The sequence below is a fragment of the Arthrobacter sp. Soc17.1.1.1 genome (genome assembly GCF_036867195.1).
GTDB lineage: Bacteria > Actinomycetota > Actinomycetes > Actinomycetales > Micrococcaceae > Arthrobacter_D.
Genome location: NZ_JBAJII010000001.1, coordinates 1,521,789 through 1,547,449 on the forward strand (window position 1 = coordinate 1,521,789; position 25,661 = coordinate 1,547,449).

General features: G+C 72.4%; 22 protein-coding genes. 18 read left to right on the top strand and 4 right to left on the bottom strand.

Annotation, left to right across the window (positions count from 1 at the left end):
- Window positions 1-10 precede the first annotated feature (10 nt).
- From V6S67_RS06800 to V6S67_RS06820, 5 genes are all read left to right on the top strand, one after another.
- Window positions 11-2,848, top strand: coding sequence for a bifunctional acetate--CoA ligase family protein/GNAT family N-acetyltransferase (locus V6S67_RS06800; protein ID WP_334209514.1), 2,838 nt, complete (start codon window positions 11-13; stop codon window positions 2,846-2,848).
- A 70-nt stretch (window positions 2,849-2,918) separates the two neighbouring features.
- On the top strand, window positions 2,919-3,596 hold the full coding sequence (locus V6S67_RS06805) for a DUF5998 family protein (RefSeq protein WP_334209515.1): 678 nt from the start codon (window positions 2,919-2,921) through the stop codon (window positions 3,594-3,596).
- 2 nt (window positions 3,597-3,598) lie between these two features.
- Window positions 3,599-4,798 (top strand): alkaline phosphatase family protein, encoded by a 1,200-nt coding sequence (locus V6S67_RS06810; protein ID WP_442884720.1) that lies wholly within the window; start codon window positions 3,599-3,601, stop codon window positions 4,796-4,798.
- Window positions 4,791-5,537 (top strand): thymidine kinase, encoded by a 747-nt coding sequence (locus V6S67_RS06815; RefSeq protein WP_334209516.1) that lies wholly within the window; start codon window positions 4,791-4,793, stop codon window positions 5,535-5,537. Before V6S67_RS06810 ends, V6S67_RS06815 begins: the two co-directional genes overlap by 8 nt.
- Window positions 5,538-5,539: 2 nt before the next feature.
- Window positions 5,540-5,749, top strand: a complete 210-nt coding sequence (locus V6S67_RS06820; protein WP_334209517.1) for a hypothetical protein — start codon at window positions 5,540-5,542, stop codon at window positions 5,747-5,749.
- Here V6S67_RS06820 and sepH read toward each other — a convergent pair.
- Window positions 5,746-7,062: a septation protein SepH gene (sepH, locus tag V6S67_RS06825; protein ID WP_442884721.1), complete on the bottom strand. Its 1,317-nt coding sequence runs from the start codon at window positions 7,060-7,062 to the stop codon at window positions 5,746-5,748. The genes V6S67_RS06820 and sepH overlap by 4 nt on opposite strands.
- Window positions 7,063-7,348: 286 nt before the next feature.
- Between sepH and V6S67_RS06830 the strand changes: the two genes are divergently transcribed.
- The gene (locus tag V6S67_RS06830) at window positions 7,349-7,588 is read left to right on the top strand and encodes a DUF4193 family protein (RefSeq protein ID WP_334211550.1); all 240 of its coding nucleotides are present in this window, start codon (window positions 7,349-7,351) and stop codon (window positions 7,586-7,588) included.
- Window positions 7,589-7,607: 19 nt separating this feature from the next.
- Here V6S67_RS06830 and V6S67_RS06835 read toward each other — a convergent pair whose 3' ends face one another.
- Window positions 7,608-8,084 carry a DUF3093 domain-containing protein gene (locus tag V6S67_RS06835; RefSeq protein WP_334209519.1) on the bottom strand — a complete coding sequence of 159 codons (477 nt, stop codon included), beginning with the start codon at window positions 8,082-8,084 and terminating at the stop codon, window positions 7,608-7,610.
- 116 nt (window positions 8,085-8,200) lie between these two features.
- On the opposite strand from V6S67_RS06835, the gene dut reads away from it, so the two are divergent.
- The 4 genes from dut to V6S67_RS06855 all read left to right on the top strand — a co-directional run bounded on the left by dut (window position 8,201) and on the right by V6S67_RS06855 (window position 10,882).
- On the top strand, window positions 8,201-8,698 hold the full coding sequence (dut, locus tag V6S67_RS06840; protein ID WP_334209520.1) for a dUTP diphosphatase: 498 nt from the start codon (window positions 8,201-8,203) through the stop codon (window positions 8,696-8,698).
- An 87-nt stretch (window positions 8,699-8,785) separates the two neighbouring features.
- Entirely contained in the window at window positions 8,786-9,673 is an 888-nt protein-coding gene (locus tag V6S67_RS06845) for a DUF3710 domain-containing protein (protein WP_334209521.1), read from the top strand.
- A 5-nt stretch (window positions 9,674-9,678) separates the two neighbouring features.
- Window positions 9,679-10,089: a hypothetical protein gene (locus tag V6S67_RS06850; protein ID WP_334209522.1), complete on the top strand. Its 411-nt coding sequence runs from the start codon at window positions 9,679-9,681 to the stop codon at window positions 10,087-10,089.
- Between the two features lie 10 nt (window positions 10,090-10,099).
- Window positions 10,100-10,882 carry a DUF3159 domain-containing protein gene (locus V6S67_RS06855; RefSeq protein ID WP_334209523.1) on the top strand — a complete coding sequence of 261 codons (783 nt, stop codon included), beginning with the start codon at window positions 10,100-10,102 and terminating at the stop codon, window positions 10,880-10,882.
- 26 nt (window positions 10,883-10,908) lie between these two features.
- Here V6S67_RS06855 and V6S67_RS06860 read toward each other — a convergent pair whose 3' ends face one another.
- Both V6S67_RS06860 and V6S67_RS06865 read right to left on the bottom strand, forming a co-directional pair.
- Window positions 10,909-11,595, bottom strand: a complete 687-nt coding sequence (locus V6S67_RS06860) for a potassium channel family protein (RefSeq protein ID WP_334209524.1) — start codon at window positions 11,593-11,595, stop codon at window positions 10,909-10,911.
- A complete protein-coding gene (locus tag V6S67_RS06865) occupies window positions 11,592-12,266 on the bottom strand; it encodes a potassium channel family protein (RefSeq protein WP_334209525.1) in 675 nt (224 codons plus the stop codon). Before V6S67_RS06865 ends, V6S67_RS06860 begins: the two co-directional genes overlap by 4 nt.
- Window positions 12,267-12,368: 102 nt before the next feature.
- Between V6S67_RS06865 and V6S67_RS06870 the strand changes: the two genes are divergently transcribed.
- The 8 genes from V6S67_RS06870 to proB all read left to right on the top strand — a co-directional run bounded on the left by V6S67_RS06870 (window position 12,369) and on the right by proB (window position 25,619).
- Window positions 12,369-14,345 carry an APC family permease gene (locus V6S67_RS06870; protein WP_334209526.1) on the top strand — a complete coding sequence of 659 codons (1,977 nt, stop codon included), beginning with the start codon at window positions 12,369-12,371 and terminating at the stop codon, window positions 14,343-14,345.
- Between the two features lie 5 nt (window positions 14,346-14,350).
- Window positions 14,351-15,751: a class I SAM-dependent RNA methyltransferase gene (locus V6S67_RS06875; RefSeq protein WP_334209527.1), complete on the top strand. Its 1,401-nt coding sequence runs from the start codon at window positions 14,351-14,353 to the stop codon at window positions 15,749-15,751.
- A gap of 142 nt (window positions 15,752-15,893) precedes the next feature.
- On the top strand, window positions 15,894-17,867 hold the full coding sequence (gene dxs / locus V6S67_RS06880; RefSeq protein ID WP_334209528.1) for a 1-deoxy-D-xylulose-5-phosphate synthase: 1,974 nt from the start codon (window positions 15,894-15,896) through the stop codon (window positions 17,865-17,867).
- Between the two features lie 458 nt (window positions 17,868-18,325).
- Entirely contained in the window at window positions 18,326-21,799 is a 3,474-nt protein-coding gene (locus tag V6S67_RS06885) for an Rne/Rng family ribonuclease (protein WP_334209529.1), read from the top strand.
- 332 nt (window positions 21,800-22,131) lie between these two features.
- On the top strand, window positions 22,132-22,440 hold the full coding sequence (gene rplU / locus V6S67_RS06890) for a 50S ribosomal protein L21 (RefSeq protein ID WP_087073581.1): 309 nt from the start codon (window positions 22,132-22,134) through the stop codon (window positions 22,438-22,440).
- 56 nt (window positions 22,441-22,496) lie between these two features.
- Window positions 22,497-22,757 (top strand): 50S ribosomal protein L27, encoded by a 261-nt coding sequence (rpmA, locus tag V6S67_RS06895; protein ID WP_028280075.1) that lies wholly within the window; start codon window positions 22,497-22,499, stop codon window positions 22,755-22,757.
- Between the two features lie 117 nt (window positions 22,758-22,874).
- On the top strand, window positions 22,875-24,458 hold the full coding sequence (gene obgE / locus V6S67_RS06900; protein WP_334209530.1) for a GTPase ObgE: 1,584 nt from the start codon (window positions 22,875-22,877) through the stop codon (window positions 24,456-24,458).
- 3 nt (window positions 24,459-24,461) lie between these two features.
- Entirely contained in the window at window positions 24,462-25,619 is a 1,158-nt protein-coding gene (gene proB, locus V6S67_RS06905; RefSeq protein WP_334209531.1) for a glutamate 5-kinase, read from the top strand.
- Window positions 25,620-25,661: the final 42 nt, after the last annotated feature.

The window sequence follows — 25,661 nt, forward strand, 5'->3', positions numbered from 1 at the left end:
CCCTGAGTCTATGGCGACGGACGGACAATACCCGGAATATTGGGAGGCTGATGTCGTCCTGCGCGACGGCGGGACAGGCCACTTGCGCCCCATCTCGCCCTCCGACGCCGACGCCGTGCAGGCCTTCCACGTGAGCCAGTCGCAGAACTCCATCTACCTGCGGTTCTTCACCTACAAGGCCACCCTCAGCACCAAGGAGCTCAAGCGCTTCACCGAGGTGGACCACCGCGACCGCGTGGCCTTCGTCATCACGCGCGGCGACGACATCATCGGGATCGGCCGCTACGACCGGCTCGACGACCCGCTCAAGGCCGAGGTCGCCTTCAACGTCTCCGACAACCACCAGGGCCGCGGCGTCGGCTCCATCCTCCTCGAGCACCTGGCGGCCGCGGCCCGCGAGAACGGCATCCGCCGCTTCTCCGCCGAGGTCCTCCCCGAGAACCGCAAGATGATCACGGTCTTCGCCGAGGCCGGCTACGAGGTGGAGCGGCACTTCGACGACGGCGTGGTGATGCTCAGCTTCGACATCGACCCCACACGGAAGTCCCGGGCGGTGATGGAGGCCCGGGAGCACCGCGCGGAGGCCCGGAGCATGGCGGAGCTCCTCACGCCGTCGTCGGTCGCCGTGATCGGTGCGAGCCGCGAATGGGGCACCGTGGGGTACGCCCTCCTGGAGCACCTCATCGACGGCGGCTTCACGGGCCGCGTGTACGCCGTGAACCCGGAGGCCTTCGAACTGCACGGCATGATCTCGCACGCCTCCCTGGCCGAGGTCCCCGAGCCCGTGGACCTCGCCGTGGTGGCCGTGCCCCACGACCAGGTGGACGCCGTGGTGGACGACTGCGCCCGCGCCGGCGTGAAGGGGCTCCTCGTGGCGACGGCGGGCTACGCCGACGACGGCGACGAAGGGCTCGCGCGACAGCGCGCCCTCGTGCACAAGGCCAGGGCGCACGGCATGCGCGTGGTCGGTCCGGCGTCGCTGGGCCTCGTGAACACCGACCCGGCGGTCCGCCTCAACGCCTCCATGGCGCCCGCGCTGCCCCGCCGCGGCGCCCTGTCGCTCTTCAGCCAGTCCGCGGGCCTCGGGGTGCTCCTCTACGCGAGCGCCCACCGGCGCGGACTCGGGGTGTCGTCCGTGATCTCCGCGGGCAACCGCGCCGACGTGTCCGGGAACGACGCCATGCAGTTCTGGGAGGACGACCCCACCACCCGCGCCGTCGGGCTGTACTTCGAGTCGATCGGCAACCCGAGGAAGTTCTCGCGCATCGCCCGGCGCCTGGCCCGGACGAAGCCGGTCATCGTCGCGAAGTCCGACGTCACCGGGCTGCAGCTGCCGCCGGGCCACGCGGTGCGCACCTCCCAGGCGCCGCCCGGCGCCCTCGACTCCATGCTCCGGCAGTCGGGCGTCATGAGGGTGGAGACGACCGAGCAGCTGATGGACATCGCGCAGATCGTCGCGAGCCAGCCCCTGCCCCAGGGCCCCGGCGTCGCGGTCTTCAGCAACTCCTCCGCGCTCGGGAAGGTGGTGGCCGACGGCGTGGTCTCGCAGGGCATGACCGTCGCGCGGCTGGAGACCGGCCTGCAGCTGGACACCGGGCAGTCCGTGGCCCTGCCCGCCCTCTCCGCGGCCGTGCGGGACGCCCTGCGCGAGGAGACCGTGCACGCCGCGATCGTCACCACGCTGCCGGCCCGCGGGCTGACCGCCGACGCCGTGGCCGCGTGCCTGCAGGAGTGCGCCGAGCGCGCCGGCAAGCCGGTCATCGCCTCCTTCACCGGGATCCTCGACGCCCGCCTGCAGCTCGACGGCCTCGTGTTCTCGCCGGCGACCGGTTCCCGCGCCGACGGGACGTCCGGCGCGCGAGCCGACGGGGCGACGGACGACACGGTCGCCGCGCCGCTGGAAGGGGCCGCGGCCGGGCATGCCGGGCACCCGACCGCCGCCGGGCCGGCCGAACGCGAGACCGCCGCCGCGGTGCTGCCCCTCCAGCGCGGCCTGCCGTGCTTCCCGAGCCCGGGGGCGGCGCTCGCCGCGCTCGGCGCCGTCGTCCGGTACGCGCACTGGCGTGCCCGCGACCACGGCGAGTTCCTGGATCCCGCGGGCGTCGACGTCGACGGGGCCGCGCGGGTCCTCGGGCAGGTCAGGGCGCGCGTCGCGGACATCGAGCTCACGCGGCTCACGTCCGAGGAGTGCGCGGCACTCATGGGCGCCTACGGCATCCGGCTCCTGCCCTCCGCGCGTTTCACCTCCGCCGACGAGGCCGTGGAGCAGGCCGGGCGGCTGGGCTGGCCGGTCGCGCTGAAGACCATGGACGAGCACCTCCGGCACCGCCTCGACCTCGGCGGTGTGCGGCTGAACATCGACGACGCCGAGTCCCTGCGGCGCAACATCACCCGCATGGAGAAGGTGCTGGCACCCTTCGGCCATTTCGGCATGGAGGTGCAGTCGATGGCGCCGTCGGGCCAGGCCTGCAGCATCAGCGCCATCGAGGACCCGCTCATGGGCCCCGTGGTGTCCTTCGGACTGGCCGGCGACTCCGTGAACCTCCTCGACGACTGGGCGCACGCCGTCCCGCCGCTGAGCACCGGGGACGTCGCGGACCTCGTCCGGGCGCCGCGCGCCTCCCGCAAGCTCTTCGGCTACCAGGGCCTGCCGCCGGCGGACGTCGCGGCGCTCGAGGACCTCGTGGCGCGCGTGGCCCTGCTGAAGGACAACCACCCCGAGATCGCGCGCCTCGAGTTCAACCCGGTGCTCGTCGCGTCGTCGGGACTCGCCGTGCTCAGCGCCGTCATCGACGTCGGGAACCCGCAGCGGCGCACCGACAGCGCCCGCCGCGCCATGCGCGACTGACGGGCGGCGGCGCGCCCGCACCGCCGCCCCGGGTTAGGCACAACACGGTCCGGTGGGGGAAACTGGGCATATGACCCCATCGCTTTCCGCCCAGTGGCGTGACCTCGATGCATCCCTCGAGCGGGCGGGCTTCTACCCGCGCCTCGTGGCCGACGTCGTCCACGACGCGCTCGACGGGCGTGAGCCGCTCTCGCACGTCGCGCACCTCGAGACGCATTTCGAGCGCACCGAGGTACACCGGCACATCACGGTCCTCGTGCTCACGGAGGACATGCTCGTCATCACCCACGTGGACGACCAGCAGCTCGACGACGCCGGTGAGCAGGTCATGGCGCAGATCTCGACGGAGTCCGTCCCGGTCAGCCAGATCCGTTCCGTGGTCCTCAGCTACCTCTACGCCCAGCCGCAGGACTACAAGCCCAGCGACCCGGTCCGCGAGATGACGCTCGCGATCGCCTGGTCCGGCGGCCAGCGCCTCGACATCGGCCCCGCGAGCTGCGGTGATCCCCAGTGCGACGCCGACCACGGACTCACCGGGACCATGGCACAGGAGGACATCGTCCTGCGGGTCAGCGCCGAGGCGGACGGCGCGCAGGCCGTGCAGAACGCGAAGGCGTTCGCCCGCGCACTGCGGAAGGCCAACACGGCCAGCCCCGCCGCCGGCGGACACATCGTCGCCCCGGACGTGACGGCCCGCCGTCAGCCGGGGTTCGGCGCGCGGTTCACCCGGGCGCACCACCAGCAGTAGCGGTGGCCTTCTCCCACCGGGAGCCGCTCCCGGCTCCGCCCCCCTACGGTGCCTCCACCGTGGCCGACGTGATGACGAGCGCGGCCGCGGCCCTCGGCGTCGACGGTTTCACCAACGCCCTCGCGCTGCCGCGCGCCCGGCGGATCGCCGTCGTCATGGTGGACGGCCTCGGCATGGCGCTCCTGCGCCGCTACGCGGCGCACGCGCCCTACCTGCGCGAGAGCCTCGACGCGGCACGGGTGCTCTCCTCCGCCTTCCCGTCCACGACCGCGGCGTCGCTCGCGAGCCTCGGCACGGGGCTGGCTCCCGGGCAGCACGGCATGGTGGGCTACGACGTCCTCGACCCCGCCCAGGACCGTGTGGTGAACATGCTGGGCCGCTGGGACACCGACGTCGACCCGCTCGCGTGGCAGCCCCACCCGACGGTCTTCGAGCGGGTCTCCGCCCACCTGCCGGTGGTCACCGTCAGCCAGCCGCGCTTCGAGGACTCGCCCATGACGCGGGCGGCACTGCGGGGCGCCACCTTCGTGGGAGCCGGCACCATCCAGGCGCGCATCGACGCCGCAGCGGTCCAGCTGGCCTCGGCACCCGCCATGCTCGTGTACTTCTACGTCAACGACCTCGACAAGGCGGGCCACCGGTACGGCGTCGACTCCCCGGAGTGGGTGCGCGCCCTGGAGGACCTGGACGCGGCGCTGAGACTCCTGGCCCGCCGGGTGCCCTCCGACACGCTCCTGCTCCTCACCGCCGACCACGGCATGGTGGACGTCCCGCCGACCCAGCGCATCGACTACTCCGAGCGTGCGGATCTCGTGGACGGCGTCGCCCACACCGGCGGCGAGCCGCGCATGGTCCACCTCTACCTCGAGCCGTCGCTGTCCGCGGCGGACCGGGACGCGCTGGCCCTGCGCTGGCACGAGGCCTTCGGTGCACGCGCCTGGGTCCTGACCCGCGAGGAGGCCGTGGCCCGGGGATACTTCGGGACGGTGAGCGACGCCGTCCTCCCGCGCATCGGCGACCTGCTCGTCCTGGCGCGCGAGGGGATCGCCCTGATCGACGGGCGGCGCGCGGATCCGGCAGCCTTCGACATGGTCGGGCAGCACGGCTCCCTCACGCGCGCCGAGCGCGACATCCCGCTGCTCACCCTGACCACGCCCCGGGCTCCCACGCGGCGGGGCGGCAAGGGGGCCGGGCGTGGCTGAACTGCTGTTCTTCTCCGGCACCATGGACTGCGGCAAGTCCACCCTCGCGCTGCAGATGGACCACAACCACAAGGCCCGGGGGCGCCGCGGGGTGCTCTTCAGCTCCCACGACCGCGCGGGTGAGTCCATGATCTCGAGCCGGCTCGGGCTGCAGGTCCCGGCCGTCGAGGTCTTCCCGGACACCGACTTCTGGGTGGAACTCACCGTCCGCCAGACCATGGGGGCGCGGATCGACTACGTCATCTGCGACGAGGCCCAGTTCTACACCGTCGACCAGATCGACCAGCTGGCGCGCGTCGTGGACGAGATGGACATCGACGTGTTCGGCTTCGGCATCACGTCGGACTTCCGCACCCGGCTGTTCCCCGGGTCGCAGCGCCTCATCGAGCTCGCCGACCGTGTGCAGGTCCTGCAGGTCGAGGCCCTCTGCTGGTGCGGGAAGCGCGCCACCCACAACGCCCGCACCGTCGACGGCGTCATGGTGGTCGAGGGCGACCAGATGGTGGTGGGCGACGTCGACCAGCCGCTCGATCCGGACGCAGGCATGCCCGTCGGTGCGGAAGGACCGGCGGCGGGGCCCGGGACGTCGGGGGAGGGCCACGGTCCCGTGGTCGGCTACGAGACGCTGTGCCGGCGGCACCACATGCGCCGCCAGACCGCCAGGACGTCGCCGTCGCTGTACTCCAACGAGGTGCCGCTGCCCTTCGAGCCGAAACAGCGGGAGTCTGGCAGAATCTGAGCATGCCGCACACCGGAGATCACACCGAGAACGGATCGCACGGCGACCAGGACGCCCTGCGGGTGCCGTTCTGGATCGTGCTGGCGGGGGTCGGAGCGGGTGCCTTCTGGGCCCTGGCCGGGGTCGCCCTCGGAGCCGCGCTGACGCGCCGCCGAGGAGCGGGCGGACCGCCCCGGAGGACGGGCCCGCCCTGGAGTGCCGGGCGGCGCTAGTCGCCCTTGCGGCCGAAGACGATATCGTCCCAGCTCGGCACGCTGGATCGTTTGGGCTTGGCACGCCGTTCCGCGGCCGCGTCGACGGCGGGTTTCTCCGCGGCGGGCTTCCCGGCGCCGCCCCTGCCCGGGCCCGTGTCGCCGGCGGTCTCCCGCACCGGCTCGTCGGCTGCGCCGCGATCCGCCGGAGCGCGCTGCGGACGGGGAGCAGCCGGTGCGTCTGCAGGCGCACGCTGCGGCCGTGAGGGCTGCGCGAAGACGCTGATCTCGCGCGTATCGGTGCTGACGCCGTCGTACAGCCGGGGTGAGCCGTCCTCGTGGTGGGCCGGGTCCGGCGCCGCATCGAGGAGCTCGGCGTGGTCGGCCGCGCCGGGGGCGAGGGCCAGACCGGGCACCTGGACGTCCTGCTCCTCGGGCGTCCCGTCGTCGCGCGGGTGGGCGGCCGGGATGCCGCCGCGGCTGAGGAGCGCCGCGAGGGCGTCGTCGCCGTCCTCGTCCGCCCCGAGCCGCTGACCGCGCCGTGAGCGGAGCACGTCCAGCAGGCCGTCCTGCTCGGCGGACGCCTCGTCCGCCTCCTCGGCCTTCTCCGCCTCGAAGTCGAAGACGCGGTCCGCCACGGCGCTGAGCCTGCGGGACGGCAGGGGTCCGTCGAGCGGTTCCAGTTCGCTGAGCACCTGCGCCCACCGGTTGCCGTTGGTGACGGTCTTCCGGGTCGGATTGTAGGTCCACCGGGCGGGCGGCTGCTCGCCGAGATCCACCTGGGAGTCGTCGGGCAGGTCGAACGACGCCTCGACGTGCCAGGAGCCGTCCTGGCGGCGCCAGGAATCCCACTCGACCGATGCCGGGTCGATCCCGTAGCTGCGGACCCGGAACGCCACCATGTCCCCGAGGTTCGCGGGGCTGTCGCCGAACGCTGATCGGTACCCGTCGTGGCTGGGCAGGGGAGTGGCTACCTCGACGCGCTGCGCGAGGTAGGCCACGTAGTCGCGCTCGGCCCGGACCGGGCCCTCGTAGCGCTCCACGTGGGCGAGCTCGAGCCCCGACTCGGCGGACACCTGCTCGGCCGTGGCTCCGGCACGGATGCGCGCCTGGATGTCCCGCGGGGTCAGCGGGACCGGCGGCTTCGCCGGCTTCCGCCGGGGTTCCTCCCGGACCGGCGACGCCGGGGCCGACGAGGCCGTGGCCTGCGGCTCCCCGGCCCTGGTGCTCGCGGTGCGCAGCGCGTCGTCGACGGGCAGCCGGTAGGACGTGCCCTCCTCGCCGCTCAACAGCAGATGTTCGCCATCCACACCCACCAGGCGTAACTCCTGCATCGATTCCTCCAGCCGACAATAATTCCTAGGTGAAACTGTGCCACTGAATGGCGGCCATTCCTACTACGCGGTACCGCGTGGCGGACGTCGCACCGGCGTCGGGCACAAAACCCGGGTGGCCGGCGTTATGGGATGTCGATGAGGCTCGCCCGTCGGGCGGGTGGTGATGAAGGGGGAAGAGGCGGGTATGACACTCGACAGTCACGCGGATGGTGTGGACACGGGCAACGACGGCGAGGCCACGGGGCTGCACGGGCTGCAGGGGGACGGCGCGGCGCGCGCCGGCATGCCGGGCGCGGCATCCGCGACCGCGCTCCTGACGCCGCTGGTCGACGACGACGAGCTCGAGGCGGCCGACTCCTTCGACCTGCCGGGCGCGGATCTCTCCAGCGAGGAGATCTCGGTGCAGATCCTGGCGGCGCAGGCCGACGAGTTCACGTGCGCCTCGTGCTTCCTGGTACGCCACCGGTCGCAGATCGCCGCCGACCGGGGTGGGCTCCTGTACTGCGTGGACTGCGAGGGCTGAGCCGCCCGACCGGGCGGGGTCAGCGGCCGAGGGCCGCCACGAGGCGCTCGGGGTTGCGCGAGGACGCGAGCCAGTAGGGGGTGCGGTCCTCGGGGTCGGTGACCTCGATGCGGACCACGGGGGAGATCCACCCGCGGATGCAGAGGTAGGCGAGGCCGTTCAGGCCCGGCCCGCGCTGGTACGTGGCGTCGTCCCCGGCGAACCACTCCACGGCACCGAGGTAGGACCGTTCGATGCTCGCGCGCCCGACGGTGAGGGTGGTCGCGGTGACGGTGATGCGCGGCGTCGAGAGGATGAGCAGCGTGAACACGATGATCGCGACGACGACGGCGACACCGACTGCCACCTCCACGGAGATGGGCGCGAACATCACGATCGTGGCGGCCGAGAAGCCCGCCGCGATGAGCCACACCCAGGGTGTCGGCCACAGGCGCTCCTGGTAGAGGACGGCCTGGTCGGGTGTGTTCCGGGGAGCTTCCCCTGGCGCGCTGGACATGACACAAGCATTCCATCATTTCTCCGGCTGCTCATCCCGGGCGCCGCCCTGCCGCCGGGCAAAGGCGCTAAAGTGGGGGGCTGGTAACCGGATAGCGTGCGTGGGAGATGCGGTCGATGAGTACACAGCAGGACCTCCCGGTCCAGATCTCGATGCTCGACGACGGTCTCGAGCCTCCCGCCTACGCCACCGACGGCGACGCCGGGGCGGACCTGCGCACCGCCGTCGACCTCGTGCTCGAGCCCGGCGAGCGTGCACTCGTCCCCACGGGAGTGGCCGTGGCCCTCCCCGCCGGCTACGTGGGCCTCGTCCACCCGCGCTCCGGTCTCGCGGCGCGGCACGGCGTGACCATCGTCAACGCCCCCGGGACCATCGACGCGGGCTACCGCGGCGAGATCAAGGTCTGCCTCCTCAACACGGACCGGACCGAGGCCGTCCGTCTCTCCCGCGGCGATCGCATCGCCCAGCTGCTCATCCAGCGCGTGGAGCACGCGGCGTTCACCGTCGTCGACGAACTGCCCGGGAGCATCCGCGGGACAGCCGGGTTCGGCTCCACCGGCGGATTCGGCCAGGGTCCGGCCCTGGCCTCCGCGGGCACTCCCGCGGAGGGCTGACCGCAGCGCGGTACGCCTGCTCGTCCCGGCGGCGACCGCACCCACTCGACACCCACTCGACCACGTGATCAGGAAAGGACCCCGGAGATGGCTTTTGGGCGCCTCAGGAAGAAGAAGAACGACGACGCGGCCGCGTCGCAGCAGGACGCCGCAGCGGCCGACGACGCGCCGGCGGCCACGGAGGACGCGCCCGCAGGTGCCGACACCGCCACGGATCCCGCCGCCACGGGCAGCGGCGCCACGGGCAGCGGCGCCACGGACAGGGGCGAGGACACTGGCGGCGAGGATGCCGCCGGTGCCCCCACCGCGGCGGTCGCCCCCGCACCGGCGGGTCATGTCTCGAGTGCCGACTACGACCGGTCCGCGCTCGGCCCGTTCGACCTCTCGGAGCAGGAGACCGAGAGCGGCTACATCGACCTCGGCGCCCTCCGCATCCACGCCACCGAGGGACTGCAGCTGCGCCTCGAGGTGGAGGAGCGCAGCAAGCGCGTCATCGCCGTGACACTGGACCTCGGCGGCTCCACGCTCCAGCTGCAGGCCTTCGCGGCCCCGAAGACCGAAGGGCTGTGGGACGAGATCCGCGAGCAGATCGGCGCCTCGGTCGGCTCGCAGGGCGGCACCGTGGAGGAACGTCCCGGCCGCCTCGGCACGGAACTCCTCGCGAAGCTGCCCGCCCAGACGCCGGACGGCCAGCCGGGCTACCGCGTGGCCCGCTTCGTCGGCGTCAACGGCTCCCGCTGGTTCCTCCGCGGCGTGTTCGGCGGCCCTGCGGCGCTCGACCAGAACGCCGCAGCCCCCATGGAGAAGCTCTTCCGCAGCGTCGTGGTGGTCCGCGGCGACCACCCCCTCCCGCCGCGCGAGCTCCTGCCGCTCCGGCTGCCCAAGGACGCCGCGGCGGGCCCGCCGCCCCTCACGCCCATCCGCCCGGACCTGAACCCGCTCGAGCGCGGTCCCGAGATCACCGAGACCCGCTGACCTCCGTGCCGGCTCGGCAGTACGCACCGGGTTCCGCCGACCCCGCAGACCGGTCCGCGACCGCCGGGCATGTCGGATCGGCGGCGCTGCCCGCCCGCCCGGTCCCGCCGGGCGGCTCTGGGGAGAGCGGTTCCGGTGCCCTGCCCGGACGCGGCAGGATCAAGGCGCACGGGGTGATCGTGAGGATCACGATCGCACCGGTCACGGCGTCGCCGTCGTTCGCGGCCCTCGCGAGGCTCGACTGGAACGGGACGCAGGAGGACGTGCGGATCATCTGGATGGGCCAGCGGCGTGTCCCGGGCGTCGAGGCCGGCGTGGCCCTGCGCTTCGAGGGGATGCTGAGCCAGGTGGGCGGCGTCCCCACCGTGTACAACCCCCGCTACGAGATCATCGGCCGCCCCGAGGAGTTTGAATGAGGAACAGCACATGAGCCACCCGACGAACGAGCCCGGCGCCGACCTCCCCGAGGGTGCGCGGGCGGTCCCCGGGCAGTCCGCAGCCCCGGGGACGTCTCCGGCACCCCCGGCGGGCCCGACGGCGGCCGAGCTGGCCGCGCAGTACGCGGCGAAGTCCGGGGTCCGGCGCAACCACGACGGCCAGATCGACGTGCTCTCGTCGGTCGGCGGGGTGCAGGGGCTCGCCGAGAGCGTGGCTCCCGGTCTCGTGTTCACGATCCTGTTCACCCTCACCACGGACCTCCAGGTGTCCCTCATCGCGGCACTGGCCGCCTCGGCGGTCTTCACCGCAGTCCGGCTCGTCTCGCGCACCCCGGTGACCCAGGCCCTCGCCGGGCTGGTCGGCGTCGCGTTCTGCGCCTTCGTGGCTCTGCGCACCGGCAACGCCGAGGACTTCTTCCTGCCGGGCTTCTTCATCAACGGCGCGTACATCGTGGGGATGGCCGCCTCGGTGATCTTCCGCTGGCCGTTCGCCGGGCTCCTGTTCGGGTTCATCCGCAACGAGGGCGTCGAGTGGCGCAAGGACCCGATGCGGGTCCGCGCCTACGCCCTGGCCACCTGGATCATCGTCGCGGTGCTGGCCCTGCGGCTCGTGGTGCAGGTGCCGCTCTACCTCGTGGAGAACATCGCGGCCCTCGGCTCGACCCGGGTGGCCATGGGCCTGCCGCTGTACGCCCTCGGCCTCTGGCTGGCGTGGATGGTCTCCCGCCCGGCGCGCGCGGTGCCGGTGGCCGGCGCCGATCCGAAGGGCTGACCTCCCGGGTACCGAGGAGCCGACCCTCAGGCAGGCCGGTCTGCGCCCCGGTCGTTCCGCGCGGAGAGGGCGGCGCGCAGCTCGTCCTCCGCGGCGATCGCGGCGAGGAAGAACATCTCGTCACCGCCCTCGACGACGTCGTCCGGGCTCGGCGTGATGGGGGAGTCGTCCCGCAGGACGGCGACGACGGCGCAGTCCTCGGGCAGGCTGATCGAGCCGATGGTGCCGCCCACGAGGGGGGAGTCCGCGGGCACGGTGAACTCGACGATCGAGGACACCCCGGTCTGCAGCGTCAGCAGGCGCACCACGTCGCCCACCTCCACGGCCTCCTCGACGAGCGCCGTCATGAGGCGCGGGGTGTTGACGGCCACGTCCACGCCCCAGGAGTCGTCGAACATCCAGTCGTTCTTGGGGTTGTTCACCCGGCCCACCGTGCGGCCCACCCCGAACTCGCTCTTGGCGAGCAGCGACACCACGAGGTTCACCTTGTCGTCGCCCGTGGCGGACACCACGACGTCGGCCTCCTCGAGGCGGGCGTCCTTCAGCGTGGTGAGCTCGCAGGCGTCGCCGATCAGCCACTTGGCCCCCTTGAGCCCGCTGCGGCCGATCACCTCCGGCTTCTCGTCGATCAGCAGGATCTCGTGGTTGTTGCCCAGCAGCTCGCGGGCGATCGAGGACCCGACGCTCCCGGCACCGGCGATGACGACCCTCATCGGTTCTCCTCCTTCGGGGCGGCGGCGAGGATGCGGGTGATCTCGTCCGTCGCCGTCGTCTTCATCATGGCGTGCAGGATGTCGCCCTGCTGGTAGCTCGTCTCGGCGGTCGGGAGGATGCCCTCGCCGAAGCGCGTGAGGTAGGCGATCCGCACGCCGCTGGCGGCCTCGATGCTGCGCAGCGACCGCCCGAGCCAGGCGTCCGCGAGCGCGAGCTCGGCGAGGATCAGGCGGCCGGAGGTCTCGCGGAAGTCGCCGTTGATGGTCTGCTCGGGCAGGATCCGCCGCAGCACCTGGTCCGCGCTCCAGCGGACCGCGGCAACCGTGGGGATGCCGAGGCGCTGGTAGATCTCGGCGCGCCCCGGGTCGTAGATGCGGGCGACGACGTGCGGCACGTGGAAGGTCTCGCGGGCCACGCGCGTGGCGAGGATGTTGGAGTTGTCGCCGCTGGACACCGCCGCGAACGCGTAGGCGTCGCCGATCTCCGCGTACTTCAGGGTCTCCCGGTCGAAGCCGACCCCGGTCACCTTGCGACCACCGAACGAGGACCGCAGCCGGCGGAACGCGCGGTCGTCCTGGTCGATGATCGCTACCGAGTGCCCGGAGTCGTCGAGCGTGTGCGCCAGACTGACGCCCACCCTGCCGCACCCCATGATCACGAAATGAGCCACCGAGGGCACCCCTGATTCTTGGTGTAGATCCTGCTGTTCCGTGCCGTACCAGCACCAAGCCTAGTGGCTGCCCGGGAGCGCGGACGCGCTAGTGTTTGGGCTGTGCTGACTTTTCTCGAGGCTGTCAAGAGGGTGCTGGTGGGCAAGCCCTTCGCCAGTGACAGGTTGAGGAGCAGGACCCTGCCGAAGCGCCTCGCCATGCCCGTCTTCTCCGCGAGCGCGCTCTCGTCCGTCGCGTACGCGCCGGACGAGATCCTCCTGACCCTCGCCCTCGCGGGGGTGGCGGCGGTGGCCATCTCCCCCTGGGTGGGTGTGGCCGTGATCGCGGTGCTGCTCGTCGTCGTCGCCTCCTACCGCCAGGCGATGCGCGCCTATCCGTCCGGCGGGGGCGACTACGAGATCGCCAAGCGGAACATCGGCCCGCGGGCCGGGACCACCGTCGCGTCGGCGCTGATGATCGACTACGTCCTCACGGTCGCCGTCTCGGTCTCCGCGGCAGCCCAGTACGTCGTCTCGCTCGCCCCGGCGCTCGAGGGCGTCCGGGTGGTGCTGGCCGTCGTGGGGGTCGCCGTGCTCGTGCTGCTGAACCTGCGCGGCATCACGCGCGGCGTCCGGGCCCGCGCCGTCATCACGTACGCCTTCCTCGCCGGGATCCTCGCCCTCTGCGCCACCGGGATCGCCCAGGCCCTCTCGGGCACCCTCGCCGAGGCGCCGAGCGCACGCTTCGAGATCATGCCGGAGGCGGCCTTCGACGCCGGCCTCATGGGCCTGGCCGGCGCGCTCCTGATCCTGCGGGCCTTCTCGGCGGGCGCCGCGGCCCTGACCGGGCTCGAGGGGCCCGTGTCCAACGTGCCGCGCTTCCAGGCGCCGCAGAGCCGGAACGCCGCGACGACGATCCTCATCCTCGGGCTCGTGTCCTCGGCGATGCTCGCGGGCGTCATCTACCTCGCCAACGCCGCCCGCGTCCACGTGGTGCAGGACCCCGGCGCGCAGCTGCGCCTCGACGGCGGGCCCGTCCCGGCGGACTACATCCAGGCGCCGGTGGTCAGCCAGCTGGCCCGGACCGTGTTCGACGCCGGGTCCCCGGCCTTCTACGGCGTGGTCGCCGTGACGGCCCTGATCCTCCTGCTCGCCGCCCATGCGGCCTTCGCCGCGTTCCCCGTGCTGGCGTCCACGCTCGCCACCGACGGCTACCTGCCGCGCCAGCTGCGCACCCGCGGGGACCGGCTGACCTTCAGCAACGGCATCCTCCTGCTCGGCCTCGGCGCCGTGGTGCTCATCGTCCTCTTCCGGGCGGACGTCACCGCGCTCGTCCAGCTGTACATCGTGGGCGTGTTCGTCTCCTTCACGGGCGGACAGCTCGGGCTGGTCCTCCACTGGACCCGTGCCCTGCGCAGCACCGTCGGCACCCAGGAGCGCTGGGCCATGCGCAAGTCGCGGGCCATCAACACGCTCGGCTTCGCGCTCACCGCGGCGGTGCTCGTCGTCGTGCTCGTCACCAAGTTCGAGTACGGGGCATGGATCGCCGTGCTCGCGATGGCCGTGCTCGTCGCCGTCATGCGCAGCATCAAGAAGCACTACGACGTGGTGGCCGCGGAGCTCGCCATCGACGACGCCGTCCACCTCCGGGCGCTCCCCTCCCGGGTGCACGCCGTGATCCTCGTCTCCCACGTCCGGAAGCCGGTGCTGCGCGCGCTGGCGTTCGCACGGGCCTCCCGGCCCTCCCGCCTCGACGCCATCACGGTGGACGTCGACCCCGAACAGACGCGCCGCACCCTCGCCGACTGGGAGCGATACGAGATCCCCGTGCCCATCACGGTCCTCGCCTCGCCCTACCGCGACACCATCACCCCGATCCTCGAATACATCACCACGATGCGGCGGGACTCCCCGCGCGACCTCGTGGTGGTCTACATCCCCGAGTACGTGGTGGGAAGGTGGTGGGAGCAGCTCGTGCACAACCAGACGGCCCTGCGCATCAAGGCGCGCCTGCACTTCGTGCCCGGCGTGATGGTGGCCAGTGTGCCGTGGCAGCTCGCGTCCTCCGACGCGACCCGCATCTACCAGGACCTGAAGTAGGAACAATGACCGCCCCTGAGCCATCACCAGCACCCGCGACCGACGCCACCGACGTCACCGGTGAGAACGCAACCGAACCCGCAGGACCCGCAGGACCCGCAGGACCGGCCCCGACGGCGGTGCTCACCGTCGAGCGGCCCGCGCACGGCGGCCACTTCGTGGCCCGGCACGAGGGCCGCGTGGTGTTCGTCCGGCATGCGCTCCCGGGCGAGCGCGTGCGGGTCCGCTTCACCGGCACGGACGACGACGCCAGCTTCTGGCGGGCCGACGTCGTCGAGGTGCTCGAGGCCTCGCCGCACCGCGTCACGCATCCCTGGCCGCTCGCGGACGCCCTCTTCACCGCGGCCCGCGGGCGTGCGCCCGTCGGCGGGGCCGAGTTCGGGCACATCGCGCTCGACGAGCAGCGGCGCCTGAAGGCCGCGATCTTCGAGGAGCAGCTCACCCGCCTCGCGAGGACCGAGCGGTCGGTGACCGCGGAACCCGCGCCGGGGGAGGCCGCCGACGGGCTCGCCTGGCGCACCCGGGCGGCCTTCGCCGTCGACGCCGCCGGCCGGCTGGCCATGCACCTGCACCGCTCGCACGCCGTCGTCCCCGTCCGGGTGATGCCCCTGGCCGTCCCCGCGATCAACGCGCTGCGGCTGTGGGCCCTCGACTTCTCGGGCATCGAGCGGGTGGACGTGGCCGCACCGTCCGGTGGGGGAGAGCCGCTGGTCCTCCTCGTCCCCGCCGCCGGCACCTCCCCGCGGCGCGTCGCGGCCGTGGCGTCCTCGATCGACGGCGCCTCGGTGGGCGTCCTCGACGCCGAGTCCGGCCAGGTGCGGCGGCTCAGCGGGCGGACCTGGCTGCAGGAGAGCGTGCTGGGCGTCGACTACCGCGTCACGGGGGCCGGTTTCTGGCAGATCCACCGCGGTGCCCCCGAGGCCCTCGTCTCGGCGGTGCTCGACGGCCTCCAGCCCGCTGCGGGCGAGCGGATCGCCGACCTCTACGCAGGGGCCGGGCTGTTCACCGTGCCGCTCGCGCGTGCCGTGGGCCCGGCCGGGGCCGTGCTGTCCGTCGAGGGATCGGCCGGGACGAGCCGCGACGCCAGGCGCAACCTCCACGGCCAGGACCAGGTGGCGATCGTGCAGGGCCGGGTGGACGCCGTGCTCGGCCGCTGGAGCGAGCCGCTCGACGCCGTGCTGCTGGACCCGCCGCGCGCGGGCGCCGGGAAGAAGGTGGTCCGGCAGATCCTCGACGCAGCCCCCCGCGTGGTCGGGTACGTGTCGTGCGACCCGGCGTCGTTCGCCCGCGACCTCGGCTACTTCCTCGCCGCCGGCTGGACGCTCGACACCCTCAGGGTGTTCGACCTCTACCCCCACACGCATCACATGGAATCGTTCGCGCGCCTCCTGCCACCGTCGGCCTGACGACGGGCCCGGCGACCGGCCTGACGATCGGGCGGGCGCGGATCGCCGGGTCCCATGGCACCGGGCCGGAAGCCCGAACGTTAGAGTTAAGACCAATCAGCGGCGATTCCTTCGCCACGCCGAACGAACCGAGGAGGCGCCGATGGGACTTCTGGAGACTATCCACGGCCCGCAGGACCTGAGCAAGCTCAGCGACACTCAGCTGACGGCTCTCGCCGGGGAGATCCGCTCCTTCCTGGTCAGCAACGTCTCGCGCACGGGCGGCCACCTGGGGCCAAACCTCGGGGTGGTGGAACTGACCCTCGGCATGCACCGTGTGTTCGACTCGCCCCGCGACAGCATCATCTTCGACACCGGGCACCAGTCCTACGTGCACAAACTCGTGACCGGACGCCAGGACTTCAGCACCCTCCGCCAGCAGGGCGGACTGTCCGGCTACCCGTCCCGCGCCGAATCGGTGCACGACGTCGTCGAGAGCTCGCACGCCTCGTCCTCGCTCTCGTGGGCCGACGGCATCTCCCGCGCGCGGGTCCTGAACGGCGAGGGCGACCGGTACACCGTCGTGCTCGTGGGCGACGGCGCCCTGACCGGTGGCATGGCCTGGGAGGCCCTCAACAACATCGCCGCGGACAAGCGGCGCCGCGTCGTGATCGTGGTCAACGACAACGGCCGCTCCTACGCCCCGACCATCGGCGGCGTGGCCGACTACCTGGCGTCGCTGCGCCCCACCCTGGACTCCGTGCGGACGCACCGCGTGTACGAGCGGACCCTCGACTGGGTGAAGCAGCGCATGCAGGACGGCGGCACGATGGGCGAGTTCAGCTACAAGAGCCTGCACGCCATGAAGAAGGGCATCAAGGACTGGTGGGCGCCCCAGGGCCTCTTCGAGGACCTCGGCATGAAGTACGTGGGTCCCGTGGACGGCCACGACCAGACCGCCGTCGAGCAGGCGCTGCACCTCGCCAAGAACTACGAGGGGCCCGTGATCGTCCACGCGATCACCGAGAAGGGCCACGGCTACGCCCCGGCCCGCGCACACGAGGCCGACCAGTTCCACGCCGTCGGCGTGATCGATCCCGAGACGGGGGAGCCCGTCGACGCGGCGGGCCAGCAGTCCTGGACCTCCGTCTTCGCGAACGAGATCGCGGACATCGCCGACGAGCGCCCCGACATCGTGGGCATCACGGGCGCCATGCTCATCCCCGTGGGCCTCCACCGCTTCGCAGCACGCCACCCCGACCGGGTGTTCGACGTCGGAATCGCCGAGCAGCACGCGCTCACGAGCGCGGCCGGCATGGCCTTCGGCGGTCTGCACCCCGTGATCGCCCTGTACGCGACGTTCCTCAACCGTGCCTTCGACCAGCTGCTCATGGACGTCGCCCTCCACAAGGCGGGCGTGACGGTGGTCCTCGACCGCTCCGGCGTCACGGGGCCCGACGGCGCGAGCCACCACGGCATGTGGGACCTCGCCCTGCTGCAGGCCGTCCCCGGCCTGCACCTCGCCGCTCCGCGCGATGCGTCCCGGCTCCGTGAGGAGCTCCGGGAGGCCGTCGCCATCAGTGACGCCCCAAGTGTGGTGCGCTACTCCAAGGGGTCCGTCGGCGCGGAGGTCGAGGCGATCGAGCGGCTCGACGACGGCGTCGACGTCCTGTCCCGCCGTCCGGCCGGGTCCCGCCACAACGACGTCCTGATCGTGAGCGTCGGTGCCATGAGCGAGCTCGCCCTGGACGTGTCCAACCGGCTCGGTGCTCAGGGGATCAGCTCGACCGTCATCGATCCGCGCTGGCTCCTGCCGGTGCGCCGGTCCGTCATCGACCTCGCCGCCGAACACCGCATCGTGATCGTCATCGAGGACGGGGTGAGGGCCGGCGGTGTCGGTTCCAGGATCCGCCAGGAGATGCGGTCCGCGGGCGTCGACACCGCGCTCAACGAGGTGGGCCTCCCGGTCGAGTTCCTCGACCACGGGTCCCGCAACCAGGTGCTCGAGCGCGTGGGCCTCACCGCCCAGCAGATCACGCACGACGTGGTCGCGCAGGTGCTGGGCACCAAGGTGCCGGTCGCGCGGCCGCTCGCCGGGGACCACGCACCCGCGACGGGTCAGCTCCCGAAGCTCTGAGGACCCCTGGGGTCCCGTCCGCGCCGGCGCGGACGGGGTCGTCGGGGCCGCCCCGCCCCGGAGCGCGCTCCGCGCTCCGGGCGGGCTCGCCGTCACGGGACCCCCTCGAGGAGGTGTGGTGTGAGATAATGACGAAGGCTGGCGAGGGAACCACATTCCTCCGCCGGTCCAGTGACAGGCTTCCGTTCAGCCAGCGACGCTTCCGTCCTACCGAGTCCGCCCCGTCGGCGGAAGTAGGTGGAATCCGCTGGAGGAACCCACCGTCGACAAGGGCGGCTGAGGTGGAAAAGCGCCACTGGTCTCCGAGTGATTCCGCACCCCCAATGACGGTGTGACCTCGGACGATATGACAACGACTTCCGGTCAGCCGCCGGGCGAAAGGCCCGCGGCCGGCCGACATACCGCCCTGGAGGGCGTTGGAATGTGGCCGACGCCGCAGGGGCTTGGAGCGAGCACCCATGGATCAGTCAGAACAGCTGGGGAACGACCAGAACACAACCGCTGCACCGGAGACCGTGCAGCCACCGGAGCAGGCCGCGCCGGTGAAGGCGCCGCGCAGGCGCCGCGCGGCCAGTGCCCCCGCGGGGGCCCCGCCCGCCGTGCAGGCGCCGGCCGTCGAGGCAACCGTCGCCGTCACCTCCGTCGCCGACACCTCCGGCACCGACACGGCCGGCACCGACACGTCCGCCGGCGAAGCGCCTGCCGCGCCGGTCCGCAAGCGGGCAACGCGCGCACGCAAGCCTGCCGTCGCCCCGACGGACACCCCGACGGACACCCCGGCGGACACCCCCGCAGAAGCCGCCCCGGCCCGTGCGGCGACGGAGCCGGTGACCGCCCCGGAGGCAGATGCCGCACCCGCCGCCCCCGTGAAGGCACCGCGGACACGGCGCCGCGCGGCCACGGCCGAGGCCGGCCCCGCCCGGCCCGTCGAACAGCCCCCCGTCGAACAGCCTCCCGTCGCCGGGACCACGACCGCCACAGCACCCGCCGAGGCCACCCCGAGCGCAGCCCCGCAGGAGACTGCAGCCCCGCAGGAGGCCGCAGCGCCGGCCGCCGCCGACGACGGCACCGACACCGCTACCGGCGAGAAGCCGGCGCGGGCGCGGCGCACCACCCGGACCCGCAGCCGCCGCGCCTCCGAGCCCGTCGACACCGCGAGTGATGCCGCGAGTGACACCGCCGGCGACGACACCGCGAGCAACGGCACCGCGAGCACCAGCACCGCGAGCGACGCCGTGGCGGGTGCGTCCGCCGGCCGGCAGGCCGGGCCGACGTCCGGCACCGCCAGCCCGGACGCCGACGCCGAGCAGGACGCGGACGACGCCGCGGACCAGCGCGTCGACGGACACCGCGGCGACCCCTTCGCCGTCCCGGAGTCGCCCCTGTCGCTCCTGTTCCACGCACCCGATCTCAGCACCGTCACCGTGCCCTCCGTCAGGGTCACCGCGCCCCGCGAGGAGGACACGGAGGACGACACCGAGGGCCCCGAGGGTTCCGAGGACTCCAACCGCCGGTCACGGCGGAGCCGCCGCACCCGCAGCCGCCGGGGCGACGCGGTGCAGGGCGGGACGGCGTCGGAGGACGCCGAGGCCTCGGACGAGCAGCCCCCCACGAACGGTCCCGACGACGGCGCGGCCGTCACGTCACGCCGTCGCCGCCGTCGCCGGCGCGGCGACCAGGACCTCGAGCTCTCGGGCGGCGACGACGACGATCCGCCCAATACGATCACGCGCGTCCGGGCACCCCGGCAGTCCAGCGAGCCCGTCTCGGACCGCGTCACCAGCGTGCGCGGCTCCACCCGGCTCGAGGCGAAGAAGCAGCGGCGTCGCGAATCCCGCGACACCGGCCGCCGCCGCCAGGTCATCACCGAGGCCGAGTTCCTCGCCCGCCGCGAGTCCGTGGACCGGCAGATGATCGTCCGCCAGCGCGACGACAGGATCCAGATCGGCGTACTCGAGGACGGGATCCTCGCCGAGCACTTCGTCTCCCGGACCCAGCAGGACTCCCTGATCGGCAACGTGTACCTCGGCAAGGTGCAGAACGTGCTGCCGAGCATGGAGGCCGCCTTCGTGGACATCGGGCGCGGCCGCAACGCCGTCCTGTACGCCGGCGAGGTCAACTGGGACGCCGCGGGCCTCGACGGCCAGCCGCGCCGCATCGAGCTCGCACTGAAGTCCGGCGACCCCGTGCTGGTGCAGGTCACCAAGGACCCGGTGGGCCACAAGGGCGCCCGGCTCACGAGCCAGATCTCCCTGCCCGGCCGCTACCTCGTGTACGTCCCGGGCGGTTCCATGACGGGCATCTCGCGCAAGCTGCCCGACGTCGAGCGCAACCGCCTCAAGCGGATCCTCAAGGACCGCCTGCCCGAGAACGCGGGCGTGATCGTCCGCACCGCGGCCGAGGGCGCCAGCGAGGAGGAGCTGACCCACGACATCAACCGGCTCCGCGCGCAGTGGGAGGAGATCGAGCGCAAGTCCGGCTCGACGAAGACCCTCGCACCCGAACTCCTGTACGGCGAGCCCGACCTCACCATCAAGGTGGTCCGGGACGTCTTCAACGAGGACTTCTCGAAGCTGGTCGTCTCCGGGGAGGACGCCTGGGACACCATCGAGGCCTACGTCATGTACGTGGCACCTGATCTCGTGGGACGCCTTGAGAAGTGGACGGGCGAGGAGGACATCTTCGCGGCGTCGCGCATCGACGAGCAGATCGCGAAGGCGCTCGAGCGGAAGGTGTTCCTCCCGTCGGGTGGTTCCCTCGTGATCGACCGGACCGAGGCCATGACCGTGGTCGACGTCAACACCGGCAAGTTCACCGGTAGCGGCGGCAACCTGGAGGAGACCGTCACCAAGAACAACCTCGAGGCCGCGGAGGAGGTCGTCCGGCAACTCCGCCTGCGCGACATCGGCGGCATCATCGTGATCGACTTCATCGACATGGTGCTCGAGGCGAACCGCGACCTCGTCCTCCGGCGCCTCGTGGAGTGCCTCGGACGGGACAGGACGAAGCACCAGGTCGCGGAGGTCACCTCGCTCGGCCTCGTCCAGATGACGCGCAAGCGCATGGGCACCGGCCTGCTGGAGGTCTTCGGGGAGGACTGCGAGCACTGTGCGGGCCGTGGCGTCGTGACGCACATGGAGCCGGTCGAACACCGCCGCTCCCTGCCCCTGCCCGAGAGCCAGCCGGCGCGCCAGGACAAGCCGTCCCGGAGCGAGCGCAAGCGCAACCGGGGCCGGAGCGGACAGCCGGTGGACGAGGTGCCCGTGCAGCTTCCCGCCCCCGTGGCGGAGAGCCCGGACCGTGCGGCGAAGGCCGAGGCCGCCCGTGCCGCGCTGGCGAGCATCGCGGCGGCGACTCACCACGCGCATGAGGACCAGGCGCACGAGGACCAGGCGGACGAGACGGTCGCCGAGGCCGACATCCAGGTGACCGAGGCCGTCCTCACGATCAACGGCGAGACGGTGACTCTGCCCCGCGCCGAGGGCCGGCAGCACGCCGGGCAGGAGCGTGACGCGGCTCCGTCGACCCGCCTGACGCTCGACAGCCTCAGCGAGGCCTTCAACCGGAGGCCGGCCGCCGACGAGGCGGAGGGCTCTGCCGCCTCGACGGACGACGGCGGACCCGCCGGGCGACCGGCGCCGGTGCCGGACGCACAGGGGGCGCAGGAGGCCCAGGAGGCCCCCGCGGCCCCCGCGGCCCCGGCGACGGTACCGCCCGTGGCGCCGGCTCCCCGTACCCGTCCGCGCCGCCGGGTGGCCCGCAGCGCCCAGGGCGCGGCGGACACGACGATCGAGACGCAGGGCGCCGAGACCGCCGTCGGGCAGTCCGGCACGCGGCACGTCGCCAAGGCCCCCGTGGCGGTGCGCACGCCCGCGCCCTCCGGGGCCGAGCCGCTGATCTTCGGCGTCGGCGTGCCGGCGTCGGAGCTCTAGCGCCACAGCACCGCCCGGCTGCACGCTCCGTGGTGGGAGGCCGGGGTCCGCGAGGACCCCGGCCTCCCGCATCCCCGGCCGGGAGGGCCGTGCACCCGCCGCTGATTTGCGGGAAGGTGCCGTACTGCCGTAATCTTGACCCTCGGTGCACTCGCCTGTTAACCGGCATGTCCGGCGCACGCAGATGTCCTCCCGACACCAGCAGCCGCAGGCAGCGGTGCCGGGGACGCGCAGCGCGGATCCGGTACGAGGAGCAACCTTCAGGATTGCTGACGAGGCGCACCCAGGTTTTTTCATCAGAAGTCAGATAGTCGAGAGAAGTGAGTTCCCAAGTGGTGTACGCGATTGTCCGCGCAGGCGGCCGCCAAGAAAAGGTTTCTGTAGGAGACCTCGTTACCCTTGACCGCGTCACCGGTCAGGCCGGAAGCACGTTCAAGCTTCCCGCCCTCCTTCTGGTAGACGGCGCCAAGATCACCTCCGCAGCGGAGGACCTCGCGAAGGTCACCGTCACTGCCGAGATCGTCGAGAATCTTCGTGGACCGAAGATTGTCATCCAGAAGTTCAAGAACAAGACCGGCTACAAGAAGCGCCAGGGTCACCGTTCGGAACTGACCCGCGTCAAAATCACAGGCATCGCGTAGTCCCCTCGGGCTACCGTTCGGTCACGTAGACACTTCAGCGAAGGCAGGCATAACTCATGGCACATAAGAAGGGCGCAAGCTCCACTCGCAACGGCCGCGACTCGAACGCGCAGTACCTCGGCGTGAAGCGCTTCGGCGGTCAGGTCGTCAAGGCCGGCGAGATCATCGTCCGCCAGCGCGGCACCCACTTCCACCCGGGCGCCAACGTCGGCCGCGGCGGGGACGACACCCTGTTCGCACTCGAGGCAGGCGCCGTCGAATTCGGCACCCGCCGCGGACGCAAGGTCGTCAACATCGTGGGAGCAGCAGCAGAGTAATTCTGCCTGTACACGGTGCGAGAAGCATTCGGGTGGGGTGAGCCTCTACGGCTCGCCCCACCTTCTTTTAAGCCGATTAGACTCGGCACAGCGAGAGATTTGTAGAAGGAGACCACCGTGGCGAGCTTCGTTGACCGCGTAGTCCTGCACGTATCCGGAGGCACCGGTGGCCATGGCTGCGTCTCCGTCCACCGGGAGAAGTTCAAGCCCCTGGGCGGGCCCGACGGCGGCAACGGCGGCGACGGCGGCGACGTCATCCTCCGCGTCGACCACCAGACCACCACCCTCCTCGACTACCACCACGCCCCCCACCGGCACGCCACGAACGGCGGCAACGGCATGGGCGACTGGCGCGGCGGCAAGAACGGGGAGACCCTCATCCTGCCCGTCCCGGACGGCACCGTCGTCAAGACGAAGGACGGCCAGGTCCTCGCCGACCTCGTGGGCGAGGGCACGGAGTTCGTCGCCGCGGCCGGCGGTCAGGGCGGGCTCGGCAATGCCGCGCTGTCCTCCCAGAAGCGCAAGGCACCCGGCTTCGCGCTCCTCGGCATCCCCGGCGACGAACGGGACGTCGTGCTCGAGCTCAAGTCCATCGCGGACATCGCCCTCGTGGGCTTCCCGTCCGCGGGCAAGTCCAGCCTCATCGCCGCGATGTCCGCGGCCCGCCCGAAGATCGCCGACTACCCCTTCACCACGCTGGTGCCGAACCTCGGCGTCGTCGAGGCCGGCTCCACGCGCTTCACCATCGCCGACGTCCCCGGTCTCATCGAGGGCGCGAGCGAGGGCAAGGGCCTCGGCCACCACTTCCTGCGCCACGTCGAGCGGTGCGCCGCCCTGGTGCACGTCCTGGACTGCGCCGCGCTCGAGACCGACCGCGATCCGCTGGCCGACCTCGAGATCATCGAGCGTGAGCTCGAGAAGTACTCGGTGGACATGAGTTTCGCGGGTCCCGACGGCGACGTCGTCCCGCTCAACGAGCGCCCCCGGCTGATCGCACTCAACAAGGTGGACGTGCCGGACGGGCGCGACATGGCCGACTTCGTCCGCCCGGACCTGGAGGCCCGCGGCTACCGCGTCTTCGAGGTGTCCGCCTCGAGCCACGAGGGCCTCCGCCAGCTCGGCTTCGCCATGGCGGAGATCGTCGAGAACGCGCGTAAGGCCGTGGCCGCGGCGCCGCCGAAGGTCGCCCCGCCCGTGCTGCGCCCGCGCGGCGTCAACGCCGCCTCGTTCAGGATCCGGCACGAGGAGAAGGACGCCCTGCCGCTCTTCCGCGTGCTCGGCGAGAAGCCCGAGCGCTGGGTCATGCAGACGGACTTCACGAACGACGAGGCCGTCGGCTACCTCGCCGACCGGCTCGCCAAGCTCGGCGTGGAGGAGCAGCTGTTCAAGACCGGCGCCAAGCCCGGCGACACCGTGGTGATCGGCGAGGGCGACGGCGTCGTCTTCGACTGGGAGCCGACCATGATGGGCGGCGCGGAACTGCTCGCCGGCCCCCGCGGCTCCGACCTCCGCCTCGCCGAGTACGTGCGGCCCACGCGCGAGCAGAAGCGCGAGGAGTACCAGGAGCGCAAGGAGGCGAAGGCCGCGGCCCGCGCCGACCTCGAGGCCGACCGCAAGGCCGGTATCTGGACCGAGTCCGTGCAGAACCGCGCGCGTCCTGCCGGTGCCCAGCGGGACACGGACGGCGAGACCGGGGACTGACGCGTGGCGCTGGAGCGGGCCGGTCAGCCCTCCGTGTCCCGGGCGGGGCTCGCCGCTGCCGGGCGGATCGTCGTGAAGGTCGGGTCGTCGTCGCTCACGTCCGTGTCCGGCGGCATCTCCGGTGAGGCCCTCACGGGCCTCGCCGACGTCCTCGCGGCACGGCGGACGGCGGGCACCGAGATCATCCTGGTGTCCTCCGGGGCGATCGCCGCGGGGCTCGCGCCCCTCGGCCTCGCCCGCCGGCCGTCCCAGCTGTCCACCCAGCAGGCCGCCGCGAGCGTGGGACAGAGCCTCCTGATGGCGCAGTACGCGCAGGCCTTCGCCGCCCACGGCGTCACCGTGAGCCAGATCCTGCTCACCGCCGACGACCTCGTCCGCCGCTCCCACTACGCCAACGCGCACCGCGCGATGGAACGGCTCCTGAACTTCGGCGTCGTGCCCATCGTCAACGAGAACGACACCGTCGCGAGCCACGAGATCCGCTTCGGCGACAACGACCGCCTCGCCGCGCTCGTGGCGCACCTCGTCAAGGCGGAGGCGCTCGTGCTCCTGTCCGACGTCGACTCCCTCTACGACGGCCCGCCCGCCGACGGTGCGCGCCGCATCCCGCTCGTCGGGTCGCCGGCGGACCTCGACGGCGTCACGATCGGCCGTGCCGGCAAGGCCGGCGTGGGGACGGGCGGCATGGTCACCAAGGTCGAGGCCGCGACCATCGCCGCCTCCTCCGGCATCCCCGCCCTCGTCACCTCCACCGCCAACGCCGCCGCAGCACTGCGCGGCAAGGACGTGGGCACCTGGTTCACGCCGACCGGCAAACGCCAGCCCATCCGCCTGCTCTGGCTGGCGCACCTCGCCCGTGTCCTCGGCACCCTCGTGCTCGACGACGGCGCGGTGCGCGCCGTGGGGGAGCGGCGCCGGTCCCTGCTGCCCGCCGGGGTGGTCGACGTGTCGGGTGTCTTCGAGGCCGGCGATCCCGTGCAGCTCGTGAGCGGCGACGGGACCGTGGTGGCGCGAGGCCTCGTGAACTACAGCTCGGCCGAGCTGCCGCGGATGCTCGGGCGGTCCACCCACGACCTCGCCGACGACCTCGGCGCCGAGTACGAGCGTTCGATCGTGCACGTCAACGATCTGGTGGTGCTGCGGACCGCCGCGGCGTCATGAACGGCATCGCACACCCCGGGCGGGCGGCTCCTCGCTAGACTG